The organism is Ciceribacter sp. L1K23, assembly GCF_018122705.1.
GTDB lineage: Bacteria > Pseudomonadota > Alphaproteobacteria > Rhizobiales > Rhizobiaceae > Allorhizobium.
The window spans coordinates 365,128-381,692 of the sequence record NZ_JAGRRC010000001.1; the positions used below are offsets into that span (position 1 = coordinate 365,128).

Consider the following 16,565-nt stretch of genomic DNA (forward strand, 5'->3'; position numbering starts at 1 on the left):
ATGCAGCGCATCTCCATCGCCCCCGGTTACGAAATCTCCCGCGTCATCCGCGGCGGATGGCAACTTGCCGGTGGCCATGGCGCCATTGATGAGGAGACGGCCATCGAAGACATGGTGGCCTTTGCCGATGCGGGCATCACCACCTTCGACTGCGCAGACATCTACACCGGCGTGGAAGACCTGATCGGGCGCTTCCGGTTGCGCTACCGCGACCTGCACGGCCAGGCCGGACTCGATCGCATTCGCGTTCACACCAAATTCGTACCCGATCTCGGCGTTCTCCCGACAATCACCAGATCCTATGTGGAAGGTGTGATCGACACGTCGCTCAAGCGACTGAACATGGAGCGGCTCGATCTTGTCCAGTTCCACTGGTGGGACTACGAGATGCCAGCCTGGCTGGACACGCTTGGCTGGCTGAAGGAGCTGCAATCCGATGGGCGCATCGACAAGATCAGCGCCACCAATTTCGACACCGACCATGTCACGGCGATCCTCGATGCCGGGATCCCGCTGACCTCGCTGCAACTGCAGTATTCGCTGCTCGACCGGCGCCCGGAAAAGCGCATGGTCGACCTGGCGGCTCGCCACGATTTCGCGCTGTTCTGCTACGGCACGGTCGCCGGTGGCTTCCTCTCCGATCGCTGGCTTGGCAAGACGGAGCCAGAGCATCCGCTCGAGAACCGTTCGCTGACCAAATACAAGCTGATCATCGACGATCTCGGTGGCTGGGATCTGTTCCAGGCATTGCTTGCAACCCTTCGCAAGGTGGCGGACCGTCATGCGACCGACATCGCCACGATCGCCAGTGCCGCCATGCTCCGCCGGCCAGGCGTGACGGCGGTGATCGTCGGCGCGCGCAATCGCGATCACCTCGCCTCCAACCTCGCCATCTCCGATGTCGTCCTGTCGGACACCGACCTGGCGGAGATCGAGACCGCCATGGCGGGTGCGCGCGAACTGGAAGGCGACGTCTATACGCTGGAGCGGGACCGCACCGGGCGCCACGGCAGCATCATGAAATATAATCTCAACAAAGGGAAATGACATGAGTAAGGGAAATCAACTGAAACGCCTCGTTCTGACGTCAACCATGCTTGCCGGCCTTGCCGTCGGTGCTGCACCGGCCTTCGCGCAGCAATGCGACATCACCGTCGGTGTGGTCATGGAGCTCACCGGCCCCGCAGGCGAATACGGCAAGGCGGGCGCCAAATCCGTCGAGATGGCCTTCCGTGACTTCAACGAAGCGGGCGGCGTTGATGGCTGCAAGCTCGTGATGGATACGCGCGACAGCCAGAGCCAGGGCAATGTCGCCGTGGATCAGGCAACACAGCTCGTCAACATCAAGAAGGTGCCGGTCATCATCGGCGGCATCATTTCCTCGGTTTCGATCCCGATTCTCACCTCCGTCACCGCACCTGCCGGTGTGGTGCAGGTCTCGCCGGCATCCTCATCCCCGACGCTGACGGCCCTCGGGCGCGAAGGCAAGACCAATGGCGTGTTCTTCCGCACCATCACATCTGACGCCCTGCAGGGAACGGCGGCAGCGAAATACGCCCTCGACCAGGGCATGAAGAAGATCGCGATCATTCACGTCAACAACGACTTCGGCAACAACCTGATGCAGGAGTTCACCGCTGCCTATACCAAGCTCGGCGGCACGATTACCTCGACGACACCCTATAACGAGAAGCAGGCCAGCTACTCATCAGAAGCGTCGGTTGCCATGGAAGGTGAACCGGATGCGCTTTATCTCATCTCCACGCCGGTGGACGGAGCCACGATTGCCCGCGCCTGGGTTTCCGGCGGCGGCGTCCAGAAATTCCTGTTCAATGATGGCATGAACTCCAAGGACTTCATCGCCAGCGTCGGCCCGCAATATCTGAATGAGGCCTACGGCACATCATCCGGTACCACGCCAACTGCATCGACCGAGTACTTCAACGCGAATTACGCGGATTTCTCCGGCGGGATCGAGCCATCGGCGCCGGCCGCAGACCGCTCCTATGATGCCGGTGCGATTGTCGCTCTCGCGATCGCCAAGGCAGGCAAGGCCGACAAGGACGCGATCAAGGCGGCGATTCCGGAAGTCACAGCACCCGGCGGCACGCCGATCTACGCCGGCAAGGCCGAATTCGAGAAGGCGCTCGGCCTGCTCAAGGACGGCAAGCCGATCAAGTACGAAGGCGTCATCGGCCCTGTGAGTTTCGACCAGTACGGCGACATCACCGGCCCCTTCAGGCTGTGGAAGATCACCGACGGAGAAGTAACGACAATCGGCCAGATGGAGTCCGAGACAGTGGCCGAAATCAAGGCTAGCTTGGCGAAGTAACTCTTAAAAGGCGATCAACACTGGGCGGCTCCTCAGCCGCCCAATCCCTCAATCCTCCCGGAACCCCTTGATGGCTTGGTCCATGAATGGTTTCGCAAGGTAACAGATGACGCTTCGCTCTTCTGTTTCGATGTAGACTTCAACGGGCATGCCCGATTAACCGCCCCGGTTACAATCTTCGGAGTTTGTCTGACGACGCTCTGCCGGGGAATTCAAGTAGCTGGCGGACAATACAAAATTCCTGCGCCGCTGCGAAGCCTCGCTGGCCAAGCGAGAGCACGAAGGGAGCTGCCATCGAACCGAGGCGCCGCTGTGTGCTTCGATCGCAAGGCGCCAGACAGACTTGGAAGATCAAATAGCCGATCATTCCAAGGTCAGGATAAGGATCGTGCGGAGATCTCCACACAAGGATTGATGATTGCGCTTGCGGTCTAGCCGTCGCCGGAAGCCCCGCGACGTTTCGAGGCAGGGTGTGACCTCCAAAGTCCTCGTTCAGCGCAACGAAAGCCAGTCGTCAACGAGGACCTGGAAACGATCAGCCATTTGCCCGACCGCGGTCTCATCGTCGATGCGTCCTGCCAGCCAGTCCGCCGCGGTAGCACCAAAGAGCGTACGTCCGACGGCAAAGCCCTTGACGATCGGCGACTGCGCGGCGACTGCGAAGGCTTCTCGTATTTCTTCGATCGGCGCGTCGAGCCCAAGGAGCAGCACTCCGCGGCACCAGGGATCATGTTCGGCGATCGCAGCTTCAATATTCCGCCATGCAAATGCATCGGCTTGGGGCTCGAGTTTCCACCAGTCCGGCCGGATGCCGGCAGAATAGATATCGCGGATAACAGTGGCCACGGTGTCGGCGTCCACCTCACCGGACTTGGAAGCAATTATCTCAATCAGCAGTTCACGGCCGACGGATCGTGCTGCCGCGCATAGCTGCTGCAGAGTGCTGATTTGCTCAGACTTTAGCGGCTCCGGGTCGCCCGGATGGTAGAACGTCAGCGCCTTGATGCAATGGGTGACGGGCCACGCCACCAATTGCGCTCCAATATCCTGGCCGTATTCAAATCTCACTGGCCTCGAACCGGGCTCCTCAACCGGGCGACCAATCCAATCAAGCCCCACTTCGCTGGCTCTTGCGAGGGCTTGTCGTCCAAAACGCTCATCAAGCAGCATCCCAAAGCCGCGACGTCCCTGCGCGACCTTTGCCGTAGCCTCGACCGCCAGAACTTTAAGTGTTTCTATCCGTTCGAGCGAAGCGCCAGCCTTTTCCGCCATCTCCACAAGTTGAGACCGGTGATCGATCGCAAAGGCCATGACCTGTGGCAGATCCGCCCGGCGGGTGGTGGCAGTATGGATATGGTTCAGCTCGACATCCTTCCGCAAAGCGCGATGCGGACTGCCATGTTCAAGGAAATGCTGCAGTTCCGGCCATGTCGGTATTTCGGGCGCACAGAGCAGCCGGGAAACGGCAAATGCTCCGCAGGCATTGGCCCAGGTGGCACAGGTCTCCAGCCTCTCGCCGCGTAGCCAGCCGCGCAGGAATCCGGACATGAAGGCGTCGCCTGCGCCGAGGACGTTATACACTTCGATAGGGAAACCCTGACCGACAATGCCATCCTCAAGTGCGTCGATGTCCCCCTCTTCGTAGACTATGCAACCCATAGGCCCGCGCTTAAGAACGATCACGGCATTGCTCAAAGCCCGGATCGCCCGCACTGCAGCCAGGCAGTCATTTTCGCCGGACGCGATGAGGATCTCTTCTTCCGTGCCGACGATCAGATCGCATAATGGCAGGATCTCGCGCAATTTTGCCGAGACCTCGCCAGACGCGATGTAACGCTGGTCTCCTGCGGCGTGGCCAGCAAGGCCCCATAGATTGGGCCGATAGTCGATGTCGAAGACGACCTTACGATTATGGCTGCGGGCAATCTCTATGGCCCGCATCTGTGCCGCGTAGGTGTTTTCACGAGAAAAATGAGTGCCGGTTACCAGCACGGATGCGGATGACGCAATCTGGCCTGGATCGATATCTTCTACGTCCAGCGCCATGTCGGCACAGTTTTCACGATAGAAAATCAAAGGAAAGCTTCGGTCGTTCTCCACCGACAACAGCACAAGCGCCGTAAGCCTGTCTGGATCCGTGCGAACGCCGCTGGTATCGACGCCCTCACGTTCGAGCTGTTCACAAATGAACCGGCCCATCTGTTCGGCGCCAACCCTGGAAATCAGGCCCGAGCGCAGCCCCAATCTTGCGGTCCCCACGGCGATATTGGTCGGGCATCCGCCCACCGACTTGGCGAAGCTCGAAATATCCTCAAGCCGGGATCCTATCTGTTGCCCATAGAGATCAACTGAAGAGCGTCCGATCGTGATCACGTCGAGTGCCCGATCATCTGCGGGCTTCTTAGAAAACTGCTGTGTCACGTTACCCGCTGAAGCGCTCATCCAGGCACCCTCCCAATTGATCTTGCCAAATGCGACGAGGCATTCGGCGAATGTCTACTGGAGTAGGTGAAACTACAATTCCAAATCCAAGTCAATACGGAATATATGTTCCATCTTGTAGCCTGATGGCAGTTGCGCTTCCTTCACCACGGCTGCGTTAGCGACTGAGACGGCGCCTTCTGTCCGCCACCGAGACCGTGAGTGCCATGGCGAGTGTGATAGCAGCCGCCAGCGTCCGAAATCCTGCAAAATCAGCCTCGGTCAACTGGAAGCAAACTTCCGACAGGGGGACGAGCGGAGAAAGTGGGGAGTCCGTAATGGCGGCGATGGGCACCCCCTGATCCTTTAGCTGCCGGGCCATCGCGATCGTCTGGTCGGAATACGGCAGGAAGCTCACGACAATAGCGGCATCGCTTGGAGTGGCCATTAAAAGGAGATCCTCGTCGATCCCGTTTATCGAGCCGCAGATTTCGCTTCTTATCCCCAGTTTCGCAAAGGCGTAACGCATTTGAATGAGAGGGGGAAACGCGCGCCGGCGTGCACACAAGTAGATGGTCCCGGCATTGGCCAGGAGAGTACTTGCCCGCTCGAAGGCAAGGCTATCAAAGTCCTGCTCAAGGCGTGCGAGCGAATCTTGACCTGCTGCGATCAACCCTTTCAACAACTGGCGGCCTTCGTCCCCCTCGCTGCTGTGGTCTAAGGCATTTAACCGGGCCTCGTAGCTCTGATTACGATCGCGAAGCCGCTCCCGGAACAAAGTTTGCAGATCCGAGAATCCGTCAAACCCTATAGATTTGGCAAAGCGCACGAGTGTCGACGGCTGAACACCGGCCGCCTCTGCAATTGTGGCTGCCGTACCGAATGCTACCTCGTCCGGGTGCCCGACCATGTAGATTGCAGTCTGAGAAAGACGCTTGGGCATGGCGTGGCGATCGCGAGCAAGTCGTTCGCACAATTCGTCAAAACTGGCAGGCCGCTCGGGGCTACTGGTCATTTGCGAAACTCTCCCCTCGTTCGATGGAATTTTCATTCCAAATTATCTCTCACGGAACGTTGCGTATAGGCCCATTCTCAGCTTGTTGCTGCGTGACGAACGAAATTGGCATGCGATGAAAAATGCAACGTACATTTTACGCTTGCAAAAAAAAGAATATTCATTCTATTGTCCTCGCCGTGGCTGGTGACGCGATGCTGGCCTTGGGAGGAATTATGAGAGCCTGCGTGATAAAGTCCGCTGGACACATAGCGATTGAGCAATGGCCTGAGACCCCTTTGCGTAAGGACGAGGTCCGCCTGGACTTTGCGTGGGGCGGCATTTGCGGGTCTGACCTTCACTACTACCAGCATGGCCGCGTTGCCAACTCGATCGTTCGCGAACCAATGATTCTGGGCCACGAATTCAGCGGCATAGTTTGTGAAGCTGGTGATGATGTAACAGGGCTGTCCATAGGACAGCCTGTTGTCGTCAATCCTTCGCGCCCATGCAACACGTGCGATCAATGTGGTTCAGGCCTGACCCATTTATGCCGGTCCATGCGCTATATGGGCAGTGCCGCCCACCAGCCTCACACCAACGGCGGCTTCAGCGAGCGCCCGGTGGTTCTTGCCAGCCAATGCCGGGTTTTGCCCAAGGGATTTGATCTCGCGGTGGCCTCGCTGTGTGAACCCTTCGCCGTTGCACTCCATGCCGTGGCGCTGGGTGAAATTCCGCCGGGAGCCACCGTACTGGTAACCGGTGCCGGCACGATCGGCAGCCTCGTGGCTGTCGCCGCGAGAAACGCAGGAGCTGGTCGTCTGATTGTTACCGACATAGCTGAACCCGCCTTGACCCGGATAGCAAAGGTTACCGGCGCCGAAACCTTTCAGGTTGGAAGCGCTGAATTGAGTGCAGAGGCCGAGGCGGTCATTGGCGAGGTCGATGTGACGCTGGAGTGCGCTGGCTCGGCCAACGCCCTGGATATGGCGATCCGTCTCACGCGACCGCGCGGAAAGATTGTTCAGGTTGGCTTTCTTCCTCCTGCGGCGCCATTGTCTCTTGCCGGACTTCTGACCCGCGAGATTAGCTTGCTCGGCGCCTATCGCTTTCTGGAAGAATTCGACCTGGCTGTCGAGCAGATCACCAACAACGCCGTCGATCTTTCCTCCTTCATTACCGGTCGTTACTCGATGGGCCAGGTCGAAGAGGCTTTTGTCGCCGCGGCCGACCGCAGCAGAAACGTCAAGGTTCTGCTGCACTTCGACACTTGAGGCGCTGATCATGACGTCGGAACGATCCCAACCTAACAAGGCACCCTCGATCCTGCATATTGGTCCAGGCGCTTTCCACCGCGCTCATCAGGCGCTCTATGCCGACGCGATGATACGCGCCGGTCATCCAGAGGCCGGTATCCGCGCCATCTGCCTGTTCCCTCCTCATCTGTCAGCGACCCATGCTGCACAGGATGGTCGCTACCATGTTTTGTTACGCGAAGAGTCGGGAGAGCGATTGCATCAGGTGGAAAGCCTCTACGAGGTGCTTGATACGGCGACGGACGATATGCTGTGCGATCCGGCCTTGCAATTGGTGACCATGACCTTGACAGAAAAGGGCTACTGTCATGTTCCGGGCACGCAGCGCTTGGACGACGACGCAATCTCCGGCGATCTGGCAACGCCTGATTCACCCGTCAGCGCAATCGGTTGGCTCGCGCTTGCCCTGGATCGTCGCCGCCGCGCCGGCTTGCCCGGCATCACACTTGCCAGTTGCGATAACGTTCCTGCCAACGGACGTCTGCTTGAGGCGGTGATGCGTGAGTTCGTTGCGCGCACCCGTCCGGAGCTCTCGGACTGGATGACGCAAAACGTCACATTCCCGGTTTCGATGGTAGACCGTATCGTTCCCCGCGTTGATGAAGAAGCCGGTGCCGCGATCGCGGCCCTGGTCGGTCAGCCGGACGCGCTGGGAGTGGCTGCCGAACCTTTCAGCCAATGGGTTCTCGAAAGGCGATTGGCCGGCCCCATCCCCCCGCTCGAAACCGTGGGGGTTCAGATAGTCGAAGACGTAGCGCCCTACGAGTTGATGAAACACCGCATCCTCAACGGCGCGCAGACAGCGCTGGCACATATCGGGGTGCTTTCAGGATTTTCCACCTCTGCGGAGGCGGCTGCTGACCCCGTTCTTGCCAAGTGGCTATCCCACTTCGTGTTCGCCCAGGCTGAAACACTCATATGCCCGGCCGGAGAAGATCTGGAGGCCTATGCCCGGCTGACGCTGGCACGGTTGAGAAATCCGCATATTCGCCACAGGCTAACCCAGATCGGGACCGACAGTTCGTTCAAACTTGGTCAACGGATTGTCGAGGCTGCTGTTTGCCATCTCGACCATGCCGACCACCGGGACCTCTACGCGCTGATCATTGCGGCGTGGATTCAATACAACACAGGTCGCGACGCGGCCGGGCGGGCGATCCCGATCGATGATCCGCTTGCCGCTCGTTTTGCTGAGATCACAGCCGGCGCCAACGGCGATTCCACTCAGCTTGCAGAGGGCTTTCTTGCCCTCGATCTCTTCGCAGGACCGCTTCGCAGGCATCGAGGTTTCCTTGCAAGGGTTGTGTCGATGCTGAGCTCTCTCAAGAGCGAAACGCCGCGCGCCTTGATTGCCCGTACATCCGCTGATCGCGGGGAGGACACCATATGCTGAATTTCATGAGAAAGCGGTCCATCGAGGAATGGATCGGTGCATTCTTGATGACCCTCGTCCTTGTGCTGCTGAGCATGCAGGTAATTGGCCGCTATGTTCTTGGCTGGTCTTTTGCCTGGATTGAGGAAGTCTCACGCTTCTTTTTCGTCTGGGCTGTTTATTTCGGATTTATCATCGCCGCCGCGAAAGACCGTCACATACGGGTCTCTGTTCAGATCATGATGCTGGCACCAATGGGCCAAAAAGTGATGTTGACGATCGCCGACCTGGTTTGGCTGATTTTCAACGGTATAGTCATCTGGTTCGGCACGATCTACATCGCCGACATGTTTCAATTTCCGCTGATTTCGCAAACCACGGGCATCAACCTTGTGTGGGTACAACTTATCGTCCCGCTTGGCTTCGCGCTAATGAGCATCCGCATCATCCAAGTCATGATCCGTCGGTGGACTGATGCCGAACCCACCGTCATCGACACACGGCTGGACGACTGAGGCAGTATCATGAGCGCACCAATTATTCTCACACTTGCCTTTTTTGTCTTTCTCATGCTCGGCGTACCTGTCGCAGTATCGATCGGCTTGGCAGCCATCGCCGGCATGGTTGTGGCCAATATCCCACTATCGTTTGTCGTGCAGGCAGCTTATTCCGCCGTCAACGACTTCCTGATCATCGCCGTGCCAATGTTCGTGCTTGCTGGCGTGTTGATGGAGAAGGGCGGACTTACATCCAGGTTGATCGCGTTTTCGCGCTCGCTGGTCGGCCCCACACCGGGCGGCCTCGCCACCGTGACTATCGTTGCCTGCACCTTCTTCGCGGCAATCTCCGGCTCCGGTCCTGCAACGGCGGCTGCGATCGGGTCAATCATGATCCCGACGATGATCAAGGAGGGTTATCACAAATCCTTTGCCGCGGCGATCACTTCGAATGCGGGTGGGATCGGCGTCGTGATCCCACCCTCCATTCCGATGATCATCTACGGCATCACGGCAGAAGTATCCATTACCGGCCTTTTCGTTGCCGGCGTCATTCCCGGGCTTCTGCTGGCTTTTGCCCTGACCGCCACATCACGTCTTATCTCGAAGCGTCGCGGCTATGCCGTTGCGAACCCCGACGGCCGCAGTCTCAAGGCGATCGGCGCCGCCGCCTGGGAGGCCCGCTGGGCGATCCTCGCCCCTATCATCATCCTCGGCGGTATCTATACCGGTCTCTTCACCGTGACCGAAGCCTCCGTGGTATCGGTACTCTATGCGCTATTCGTCGGCATTTTCATCTACCGCTCGGTGACGGTGGACAACTTCATCGACAGCATGTCCTATGCCGTGCGATTGACCGGTGTGGTCCTGTTCGTCCTGGTCAGCGGCCGACTTCTCGGGCGTATTCTCACCATTTTCCAGGTTCCGCAGAATTTCTCGAACTTGATGATCAACACCTTCGACAACCCGGTGGTGCTGATCCTCTTAATCATTGTCTTGCTGATCTTCGTCGGCATGTGGATGGAAACGCTCACACAGCTCATCATCCTGACGCCCTTACTGCTGCCGGTCGCCGTCAGTGCCGGAATCGACCCAATCCAGTTTGGCATCATGTTCGTCATCGCCTGTGAGATTGGCTATTCGACACCTCCGCTAGGAGTAAACCTCTTCGTCGCAAGCGAAATCAGCAATGCGTCGGTAGAGGAGGTAAGCAAGGCTGCAATTCCGCTTATCCTTGCAGAAATTGGCGTGCTGCTGCTCGTCACCTTTGTTCCCCAGCTTTCGCTGTTCCTGCCGCGGTTGCTCGGGTTCATCTACTAATCGATATCAATGAAGGAGGAGACTGCCCGTGTTTAAATCCATTATTGCCGCTACCGCTATGGTATTGGCCAGCAGCCAGTTCGTCTGGTCCGCCGACTACACCATTCGCTTGTCCCACGGCGACAACGAGACCAATCCGACTCATCTGACCGCCGTCAAATTCAAGGAGCTTGTCGAACAGTACTCGGACGGCAAGGTCGAGGTTCAAATCTATCCAAACAACTCTCTGGGCGGCGAGTCCGAAGTGGCTCAGGCCCTGCGAATGGGGTCGATCGACGCGGAGATCCTTTATACCGGCAACCTCATGCCGCTCGCGCCATCGTCGGGCGTCCTGATGCTGCCCTATGCCTACAACAGCACCAGCCAGGCACATAAAGCCATGGACGCTTTGCTCGAGCCCTTGAACGAGCGCATCATCCAGGAAGCCGGCGTACGCGCTCTCGGCCTCATGGAAAAGGGGTTCCGTGTTCTCACCACCAATAAGCCGGTAGAAACGCTGGACGATCTCCAGGGACTGAAGATCCGCGTGTCACCGAACGATATCGCGATCCAGACCTTCAAGAGCTGGGGAATCGAGCCTATTCCGATGGACTGGGCCGAGGTGTTTCCTGCGCTTCAGCAGCGCGTGATCGACGGCCAGGAAAACCCGTACACCACAGCTATTTCATCGCGCTTTTATGAAGTGCAGTCCGACATCACTGAAATTCACTATATGATATGGACTGGACCGCTGATCATCAGCGAGCGCGTCTTCCAGTCTTATCCCGAAGACATTCAACAGGTCGTCGTGAAGGCGGGCAAGGAAGCGGTTGACTATGGCCGCCAAGTATCGGCTGAAAAGACGGATGAAGCGATCGCAGAGTTGACCAAGCGCGGCGTCAACCTTCATGGGGCGCCTAAGGATGAAGAAAAATGGCAGAGTTCTGCACAAGCTCTCTGGCCTCAGTTCTATGGACAGATTGGTGGAGCTGAATGGGCCGAAAAGGCGGTTGGCATCATCAAAAGCGCTGCAAAGTAAAGAAACTTCACAACCTGACGAGGCTGCGCTCTGCGCAGCCTCTGATCGCTCATTGACCTTCATTAGGTCCTTTGGTCGCCGCATAGACCCGCGATTTCCAAAACCTATGAAAAGTAGGCCTGCTGGAGAAGCCACACCGGTCTCCAAGCAAACTCTTGGACCGGGTAGCAAACTGATTTGGTGCAACCTGCCAAGGCTCGTGTTGGGGTGCGGATTGCAGTCGATGCGCCATTCCTCGATGATCTCGCGCGCTGCCGGTAGCTGCGGAACAGATGTTCGTTGAGACGGTCTTCACGCAGTCGACCGTTGAACAATTCCACGACGCCATCATGCTTGGATCTGCCCGAGGCGATGTATTGCCATTCACCCCAACCTTGTAGCCAGGTGACATGGCGGTCGATCTAGCTCGGTGCCATTGTCGCCGACGACCTATGGCGGATAGACACGTGGTACTATGCCATCTGTGCAGATGGATCTGCGCTGTGAGTAGCTCTTCGCTTCAATAGCCCAGTTCACGGCATTTCTCCTCGAACCGGGAGCCAGAAGTTTTTTCCGAGCATCTCGCGGAGTTCGGCGACATCCATCATCTGCTCCGCCGGAAGCTGCTTCAGCTTCGGGTTCTTTTCTTCCAGCGCCTCCAGCCGACTGGCTTCCGACACTTCCATGCCGCCGACTATTTGCGGCACCTGTAATAGGTCGAATCGCTGAAGCATTGCTTGCGGCACAGATCGCCCGCCGGCTTCCCGGTCCGATGCTCCTTCAATATTCCGATGATTTGTTCTTCGGAGAACCGTGATCGCTCCATTGCCCGTCTCCTTCGTTGAGGAAGAGGCTAACCCAAAAATTGAAAACATCTCAGGGGAGCAGGTCACCACGCCGGAATCTATGGCGAGCATACCCCCGGGTAAACGGCGCCGCGGTCATACCGTGTAACATGATCGAGGCGAAGATAATCGCGCTTGCGGCGTACCAGACCAGGGGGTCATGCAGTTGTGATCTTGCAAGGCTCGCATAGTAGATCGCAGCAACGCCGATTGGGCCGAACCATCCGATATAGGCGATATCCATTCCCTTTAGCGGCCTGCGCAAGAGCGGGTAAAATATAAGCAAGACCGGCGGACGGCGCAGCAGGAGAATGTAAATCGCTGCGATCAGCAGCGGCCAGCCGAGGTCCAGCCACGCGCCGATCGGCAGCGCGATGCCGAAGATGACGAACATCGGGAGCGTGAAGAGCTTCGCCACGGCCTCCTGGATGTTCTCCTCGTTCTGCTTGTCCTGTCGGTCGGTCGCCAGGTTGAAGACGAAACCCGAGAGGAAGACAGAAAGCAGAGCATCCGCACCCATAAGTTCGGCAGCGCCCAGGGTGACGAGCGAGAAGGCGACCGTGTAGCCCAGCAGCGATTGCTGTTCGACCAAGCCGCGCTGTTCTGCATAGGCGATCGCCTTGGCCGCCGCGTAACCAATGACGATACCGATGATTGCCGCCGACACGACGCCAATCAGCAAGGAATGCACCAGCCACCTCTCCCATGCCTCTGAGACTGGATGTTGCAGCATGAGCATCGGCAGCATGACGAAGATGTAGGCGAGCCCGTCATTTGCTCCTGATTCCAGCGAGATCGCGTCCCTGACGCGAAGGGGCAGATGCTTAATGGCAAATGGGCCGGAAACGATGGAGCTTGCGACCACCGGGTCCGTCGGTGTCACGACAGCGGCGATGAGCAGGGCGAGCCAGAAAGGCACAGCGAGACACCAGGCTACGAGAGCTGCGGATATCAGCCACATGCCGAGCATGGCAAGGGTAAGCAGGACCGTCACCGGTCGCCAGAGGTTCTGAACGCTCTTCTTGTCGATGCGCAGCGCCACGCCCATGAGACCGATGGCGAGCGTCAGTCGGGCAGCCTGTTCCAGAACGGCGGTTTCTTCGCCCCAGCGACCGATGTCGAGCCAGCCGAGGCCGAAGGGCCCCACCGCGATCCCCACGAACACGGCAATCATCGGCTCCTGGACGAGGCTCTTCTTGATCGCAGCAGACAGGAGGCCGACCAGGATAACGGTCAGGCCGATGCAGGCGAGCGCGATATCAAGCTGTTCCATGGTTCCTGCTCCATCTGCCCTGCCTCATCGCCCGCGGTCTTCGACCTCTTGTCCCTGATCCCGCTCGTCTTTCCCCGCGCGAGAGTTCGGCGGGGGTGCCAGTTGGTAGAGGTAGGCGGCCATGTCGGCGGCTTGTGCCGGCGTGACGCCGAGGTCGGGCATGGCCGTCAGCGGATCGACCGCGGGAGGATCGATGATCCACCGGACCATGTTCTGAGGCGTGTTCTTCAGCACGCCGGCGATGTAGCGGCGGCTGCCCGCCTCGCTCAGATCAGGACCGACATGCACGTTCGCTCCGACCAGCCCCGGAATTTCGTGGCAGCTCCGGCAGGCATGCAGCCTCATCAGCAGCCGGCCACGCTCCGCATCTGCTGCGGAAGTGTCGGCGATGATGGACGTCTCGCCGGCACCATCCTGCCGGGGCGCGGCTTCAAGCTCTCCGATCAATCTGCGATAGTCCGCGGGCGTCAGCGTCGGGAGCGCTTCGACAAAGGCGGTCAGATCGAGCATCTCGGCCCGGCTGAGCCGGCCCTCCCAGGCCGGCATACCGCTCATCTTCAAGCCATTGCGGATGAACCAGAAGATCTCTTTCGCCGAACGCTCGCCTGCAATTCCGGCCAGCGGTGGCGGAACGGGCATCATGCCGAGCGCGAAGTCTTCCGGAGCGACGCCCGGGCCGCCATGGCAGGGGGCGCAGTTCTCCCGATAGAGCAAGGCCGTGCCTCTATCGGCGACCGGGGCAAATCCTTCAGGCAGTCCGACGTTTTTGGCGTCGATCCCGGTCACTGCATCGCGCACCAGGACAATCGATTTGTAAAGCCAGAAGGGATGCTGGCTGATGGCGCCGAGGCTCCAGAACTCTCCGAAGCCGAAAAGGGCCGTCCCGGCCACGACCAGCGTGAGGGCGGAGACCAGTGCATATCGTCTGAAGCGCCTCATGGTTCTGACCTCAGATAATCGGCCAAGACGGTTGCTTCCTCTGCGGTCACGCCCACGTCAGGCATGGCCGAGCGCGGATCGATCGCCTGCGGATCCTCAATGAACCGGGCCAGGGTCTCTCTCGTGTTCGGCAGGATGCCCGCGACATAGACCTGACGATGGTATTCCTTCAGCGGAGGGCCCGTCCGCCCCGTGGCTCCGGGGATACCGGGCATGATGTGACAGCTGCCGCAGCCATGGGCGTCGACGAGCGCCTGAACATCCCGGGGCGGTTCCTCACTGCAGCCGGCAACCATTAAGAGGCAGGAGAATGCGATGACCCACTTCATCGGCGCCTCGCCTGCTGCATGCGGGTTTCGATGTCACGCAAGAGCGTTGCCATGGTTGCAACCCCTGCCCCGATCATGATCGCGCAGCAGGGCACCCACATGATCAACCCTGAGAGTTGCTGATCCTCGAGCGCCGAAAGGCCGAACGGCCCCTCACTGTAGAAGGGGTACCACTGGATGCTCGACATGGTCATCAGCGCTGCAAGCGCACACGACTGGACGGCTGTCGTGAAGATGACGACGAGCATGGCCGCCCTGCCCTCGCCGCGCGGGCCCTGGATCACGACGCTCCAGAACAAAAGTGCTGCCCCCAGGAAGCAGAGATGCTGCAGGGCATGCACCGCCTCGTGCTGCAGGGCGCGGGCGAAGAGTGGCGGTGAATGCCAGAGCCAAAGCACGAGAAAATAGGTAAGCCAAGCCCCAAACGGCGTAAACAGCGCGCGGCTCGCGCGGCCGAGCTTGCCGCTGCGGAAGCGGGCGAAATCCTGCCGCCAGGACTGCGGCAGAGCCCAGAGGTAGACGATGCCGGGTCGCCCGAGTGCAAGGAGGGGTGCCGCAATCAGCATCAGGCCGAAGTGCTGCACCATATGGGCCGACAGGAAGCGTTCCGCCCATCCGTCGAGCGGAGAGACGAGAAGGACCACCGACAGCAGCAGCCCGAACGCAAAGAGCGTCACCCTTATCGGACCGGCTGCTGCCAGAGTTCCGGTCCGGATCCGCAGGCGTGCAAGGCCCAGCAGATAGAAAATCCCGGCAAGCATGATGGGGAGAAGGGCGAGCAGCTCCAGGCTCCAGGATCCAGGCACGGTATGCTTGGCGGAGTGCGCTAGGGCGGGGATCGGCGCGACCGCAAGTGTGAAAACGAGAAGAGCGTATCTGGACATCATACGATCCCTTTGCAGGTGTCGATCCAGAAGGTCGGCACATATTCGACGGTAATTCCGCCCAGTGCGGCTGCACTCAGCATCAGACCGACAAGTGCCATCATCCGCATGCGGGCGGCCGAGCGCTCCGGACGAATGTGACGCGAACGCCTAAGGGCGTGTATGGCCGCAGCGATGCCCGCGGCGCAGAGACAGACGGCAAACACCGTGAGCGCGTGATAGGGCCAGCGTTCTCCCAGACCACAGAGCCACTCCACCATGGCGTAACCGACGCCCTGATGCAGCGCCCAGGCAGCCGGAGCCAGCCCCCAGCCGAACCAGGGGGTGAACGCCTCGAAGCCTTCCTGGCGCGCCAGTTCCAGCTCACCATCCTTGGTGTCCTTTACGGCGCGGTCGGCATTTCGGGAGTGGTCCATCTTCGACATCAGCCACGCTCCTCACAACAGTCGTGGCGCGATGTAGAGTACGAGATAGATCGGCAGGAAAACGCCTGCCACAAAGTACCAGTAGATCGTGTCCACTACGACACCGAGCTGTCGCTCCGGCGTGAAATAACCCCGCCAGGCCAGCACGCTGACGACGGCGGTGCCGCAGACGGCGGAAACGACGTGGGTGTAGTGAAATCCGGTGATGACCCAGAGTATCGAGCCATAGGCGTGGTTGTTCCAGGAGGCGTCAAACTCGGCGATCTGGACCGAGCGGGCCGCCAGTGCCAGCATGGCCAGCAGCACGCTCGCGGTCACGCCGATCGAGAGCTGGCGTTTGTCACCGCGATCAGACCCCTTGCCCGCCCACCACATGGTGAAGCTGGACATTGGCAGGAGTACCAGCACCACCGTCGGCCAGAAGAGATCCGGCGGCGCCACACCTCGGGGTGGCCAGTCGGGATTTTGAGCCGCAAGATAGAAATAGCTCGTGAGCAGCGTCGCGACCACCGCCGCCTCGATGGCCACGGCGCCGAGTACACCCCACCACAGCGGATGGGTATGGGGGGCAAAGCGATCGATCTCGCTTGCGTCGACCATGATGCGAGTTTGCATGGGCAT

16 protein-coding genes and 1 pseudogene are annotated in these 16,565 nt (G+C 59.3%); 7 read left to right on the forward strand and 10 right to left on the reverse strand.

The genetic code is table 11. The features are described from left to right. Together J5J10_RS01685 and J5J10_RS01690 are read left to right on the forward strand one after the other, a co-directional pair. Positions 1–1,047 (forward strand): aldo/keto reductase, encoded by a 1,047-nt coding sequence (locus J5J10_RS01685; protein WP_211928554.1) that lies wholly within the window; start codon positions 1–3, stop codon positions 1,045–1,047. A 1-nt stretch (position 1,048) separates the two neighbouring features. After that, positions 1,049–2,332, forward strand: coding sequence for an ABC transporter substrate-binding protein (locus J5J10_RS01690; protein WP_211928555.1), 1,284 nt, complete (start codon positions 1,049–1,051; stop codon positions 2,330–2,332). Between the two features lie 492 nt (positions 2,333–2,824). Here J5J10_RS01690 and iolC read toward each other — a convergent pair whose 3' ends face one another. Together iolC and J5J10_RS01700 are read right to left on the reverse strand one after the other, a co-directional pair. Further along, complete coding sequence (gene iolC, locus J5J10_RS01695) at positions 2,825–4,774, reverse strand: 5-dehydro-2-deoxygluconokinase (RefSeq protein WP_211928556.1); 1,950 nt, start codon at positions 4,772–4,774, stop codon at positions 2,825–2,827. 157 nt (positions 4,775–4,931) lie between these two features. Then, positions 4,932–5,768: a MurR/RpiR family transcriptional regulator gene (locus J5J10_RS01700; RefSeq protein ID WP_208552875.1), complete on the reverse strand. Its 837-nt coding sequence runs from the start codon at positions 5,766–5,768 to the stop codon at positions 4,932–4,934. 122 nt (positions 5,769–5,890) lie between these two features. On the opposite strand from J5J10_RS01700, the gene J5J10_RS01705 reads away from it, so the two are divergent. Genes J5J10_RS01705 through J5J10_RS01725 form a run of 5 tightly spaced genes read left to right on the forward strand, consistent with a single transcriptional unit; the run spans position 5,891 to position 11,270 of the window. Further along, positions 5,891–7,021 (forward strand): L-idonate 5-dehydrogenase, encoded by a 1,131-nt coding sequence (locus J5J10_RS01705; RefSeq protein ID WP_211928557.1) that lies wholly within the window; start codon positions 5,891–5,893, stop codon positions 7,019–7,021. Between the two features lie 10 nt (positions 7,022–7,031). After that, complete coding sequence (locus J5J10_RS01710) at positions 7,032–8,456, forward strand: mannitol dehydrogenase family protein (protein WP_211928558.1); 1,425 nt, start codon at positions 7,032–7,034, stop codon at positions 8,454–8,456. Further along, positions 8,450–8,950 carry a TRAP transporter small permease gene (locus J5J10_RS01715; RefSeq protein WP_208552869.1) on the forward strand — a complete coding sequence of 167 codons (501 nt, stop codon included), beginning with the start codon at positions 8,450–8,452 and terminating at the stop codon, positions 8,948–8,950. The genes J5J10_RS01710 and J5J10_RS01715 overlap by 7 nt, the downstream gene beginning before the upstream one ends. A gap of 9 nt (positions 8,951–8,959) precedes the next feature. Then, complete coding sequence (locus tag J5J10_RS01720) at positions 8,960–10,252, forward strand: TRAP transporter large permease (protein WP_211928559.1); 1,293 nt, start codon at positions 8,960–8,962, stop codon at positions 10,250–10,252. Positions 10,253–10,280: 28 nt separating this feature from the next. Then, a complete protein-coding gene (locus J5J10_RS01725) occupies positions 10,281–11,270 on the forward strand; it encodes a TRAP transporter substrate-binding protein (protein ID WP_211928560.1) in 990 nt (329 codons plus the stop codon). Between the two features lie 104 nt (positions 11,271–11,374). Here the strand turns inward: J5J10_RS01725 and J5J10_RS22685 are convergent, their stop codons facing one another. From J5J10_RS22685 to J5J10_RS01760, 8 genes and pseudogenes are all read right to left on the reverse strand, one after another. Further along, positions 11,375–11,590, reverse strand: a complete 216-nt coding sequence (locus tag J5J10_RS22685) for a hypothetical protein (RefSeq protein WP_349252029.1) — start codon at positions 11,588–11,590, stop codon at positions 11,375–11,377. 118 nt (positions 11,591–11,708) lie between these two features. Continuing rightward, positions 11,709–12,075: pseudogene (locus J5J10_RS22345) on the reverse strand (transposase); the annotation flags it as partial. 50 nt (positions 12,076–12,125) lie between these two features. After that, entirely contained in the window at positions 12,126–13,367 is a 1,242-nt protein-coding gene (locus J5J10_RS01735; RefSeq protein ID WP_211928561.1) for a cation:proton antiporter, read from the reverse strand. Between the two features lie 24 nt (positions 13,368–13,391). Beyond that, positions 13,392–14,306: a c-type cytochrome gene (locus J5J10_RS01740; RefSeq protein ID WP_211928562.1), complete on the reverse strand. Its 915-nt coding sequence runs from the start codon at positions 14,304–14,306 to the stop codon at positions 13,392–13,394. Then, positions 14,303–14,635, reverse strand: coding sequence for a cytochrome C (locus J5J10_RS01745; RefSeq protein ID WP_211928563.1), 333 nt, complete (start codon positions 14,633–14,635; stop codon positions 14,303–14,305). Before J5J10_RS01745 ends, J5J10_RS01740 begins: the two co-directional genes overlap by 4 nt. Further along, on the reverse strand, positions 14,632–15,519 hold the full coding sequence (locus J5J10_RS01750) for a cytochrome c oxidase assembly protein (RefSeq protein WP_211928564.1): 888 nt from the start codon (positions 15,517–15,519) through the stop codon (positions 14,632–14,634). Before J5J10_RS01750 ends, J5J10_RS01745 begins: the two co-directional genes overlap by 4 nt. Then, a complete protein-coding gene (locus J5J10_RS01755) occupies positions 15,519–15,944 on the reverse strand; it encodes a hypothetical protein (protein WP_211928565.1) in 426 nt (141 codons plus the stop codon). The genes J5J10_RS01750 and J5J10_RS01755 overlap by 1 nt, the downstream gene beginning before the upstream one ends. A 12-nt stretch (positions 15,945–15,956) precedes the next feature. Then, entirely contained in the window at positions 15,957–16,559 is a 603-nt protein-coding gene (locus J5J10_RS01760) for a cytochrome c oxidase subunit 3 (RefSeq protein ID WP_211928566.1), read from the reverse strand. Positions 16,560–16,565: the final 6 nt, after the last annotated feature.

What these genes read in the sequence shown, in the direction of transcription:
- J5J10_RS01685 (WP_211928554.1), top strand. Translation starts at nt 1, where the DNA reads ATGCAGCGCATCTCCATCGCCCCCGGTTACGAAATCTCCCGCGTCATC.
- J5J10_RS01690 (WP_211928555.1), top strand. Translation starts at nt 1,049, where the DNA reads ATGAGTAAGGGAAATCAACTGAAACGCCTCGTTCTGACGTCAACCATG.
- iolC (WP_211928556.1), bottom strand. Translation starts at nt 4,774, where the DNA reads ATGAGCGCTTCAGCGGGTAACGTGACACAGCAGTTTTCTAAGAAGCCC.
- J5J10_RS01700 (WP_208552875.1), bottom strand. Translation starts at nt 5,768, where the DNA reads ATGACCAGTAGCCCCGAGCGGCCTGCCAGTTTTGACGAATTGTGCGAA.
- J5J10_RS01705 (WP_211928557.1), top strand. Translation starts at nt 5,891, where the DNA reads ATGCAACGTACATTTTACGCTTGCAAAAAAAAGAATATTCATTCTATT.
- J5J10_RS01710 (WP_211928558.1), top strand. Translation starts at nt 7,032, where the DNA reads ATGACGTCGGAACGATCCCAACCTAACAAGGCACCCTCGATCCTGCAT.
- J5J10_RS01715 (WP_208552869.1), top strand. Translation starts at nt 8,450, where the DNA reads ATGCTGAATTTCATGAGAAAGCGGTCCATCGAGGAATGGATCGGTGCA.
- J5J10_RS01720 (WP_211928559.1), top strand. Translation starts at nt 8,960, where the DNA reads ATGAGCGCACCAATTATTCTCACACTTGCCTTTTTTGTCTTTCTCATG.
- J5J10_RS01735 (WP_211928561.1), bottom strand. Translation starts at nt 13,367, where the DNA reads ATGGAACAGCTTGATATCGCGCTCGCCTGCATCGGCCTGACCGTTATC.
- J5J10_RS01740 (WP_211928562.1), bottom strand. Translation starts at nt 14,306, where the DNA reads ATGAGGCGCTTCAGACGATATGCACTGGTCTCCGCCCTCACGCTGGTC.
- J5J10_RS01745 (WP_211928563.1), bottom strand. Translation starts at nt 14,635, where the DNA reads ATGAAGTGGGTCATCGCATTCTCCTGCCTCTTAATGGTTGCCGGCTGC.
- J5J10_RS01750 (WP_211928564.1), bottom strand. Translation starts at nt 15,519, where the DNA reads ATGTCCAGATACGCTCTTCTCGTTTTCACACTTGCGGTCGCGCCGATC.
- J5J10_RS01755 (WP_211928565.1), bottom strand. Translation starts at nt 15,944, where the DNA reads ATGTCGAAGATGGACCACTCCCGAAATGCCGACCGCGCCGTAAAGGAC.
- J5J10_RS01760 (WP_211928566.1), bottom strand. Translation starts at nt 16,559, where the DNA reads ATGCAAACTCGCATCATGGTCGACGCAAGCGAGATCGATCGCTTTGCC.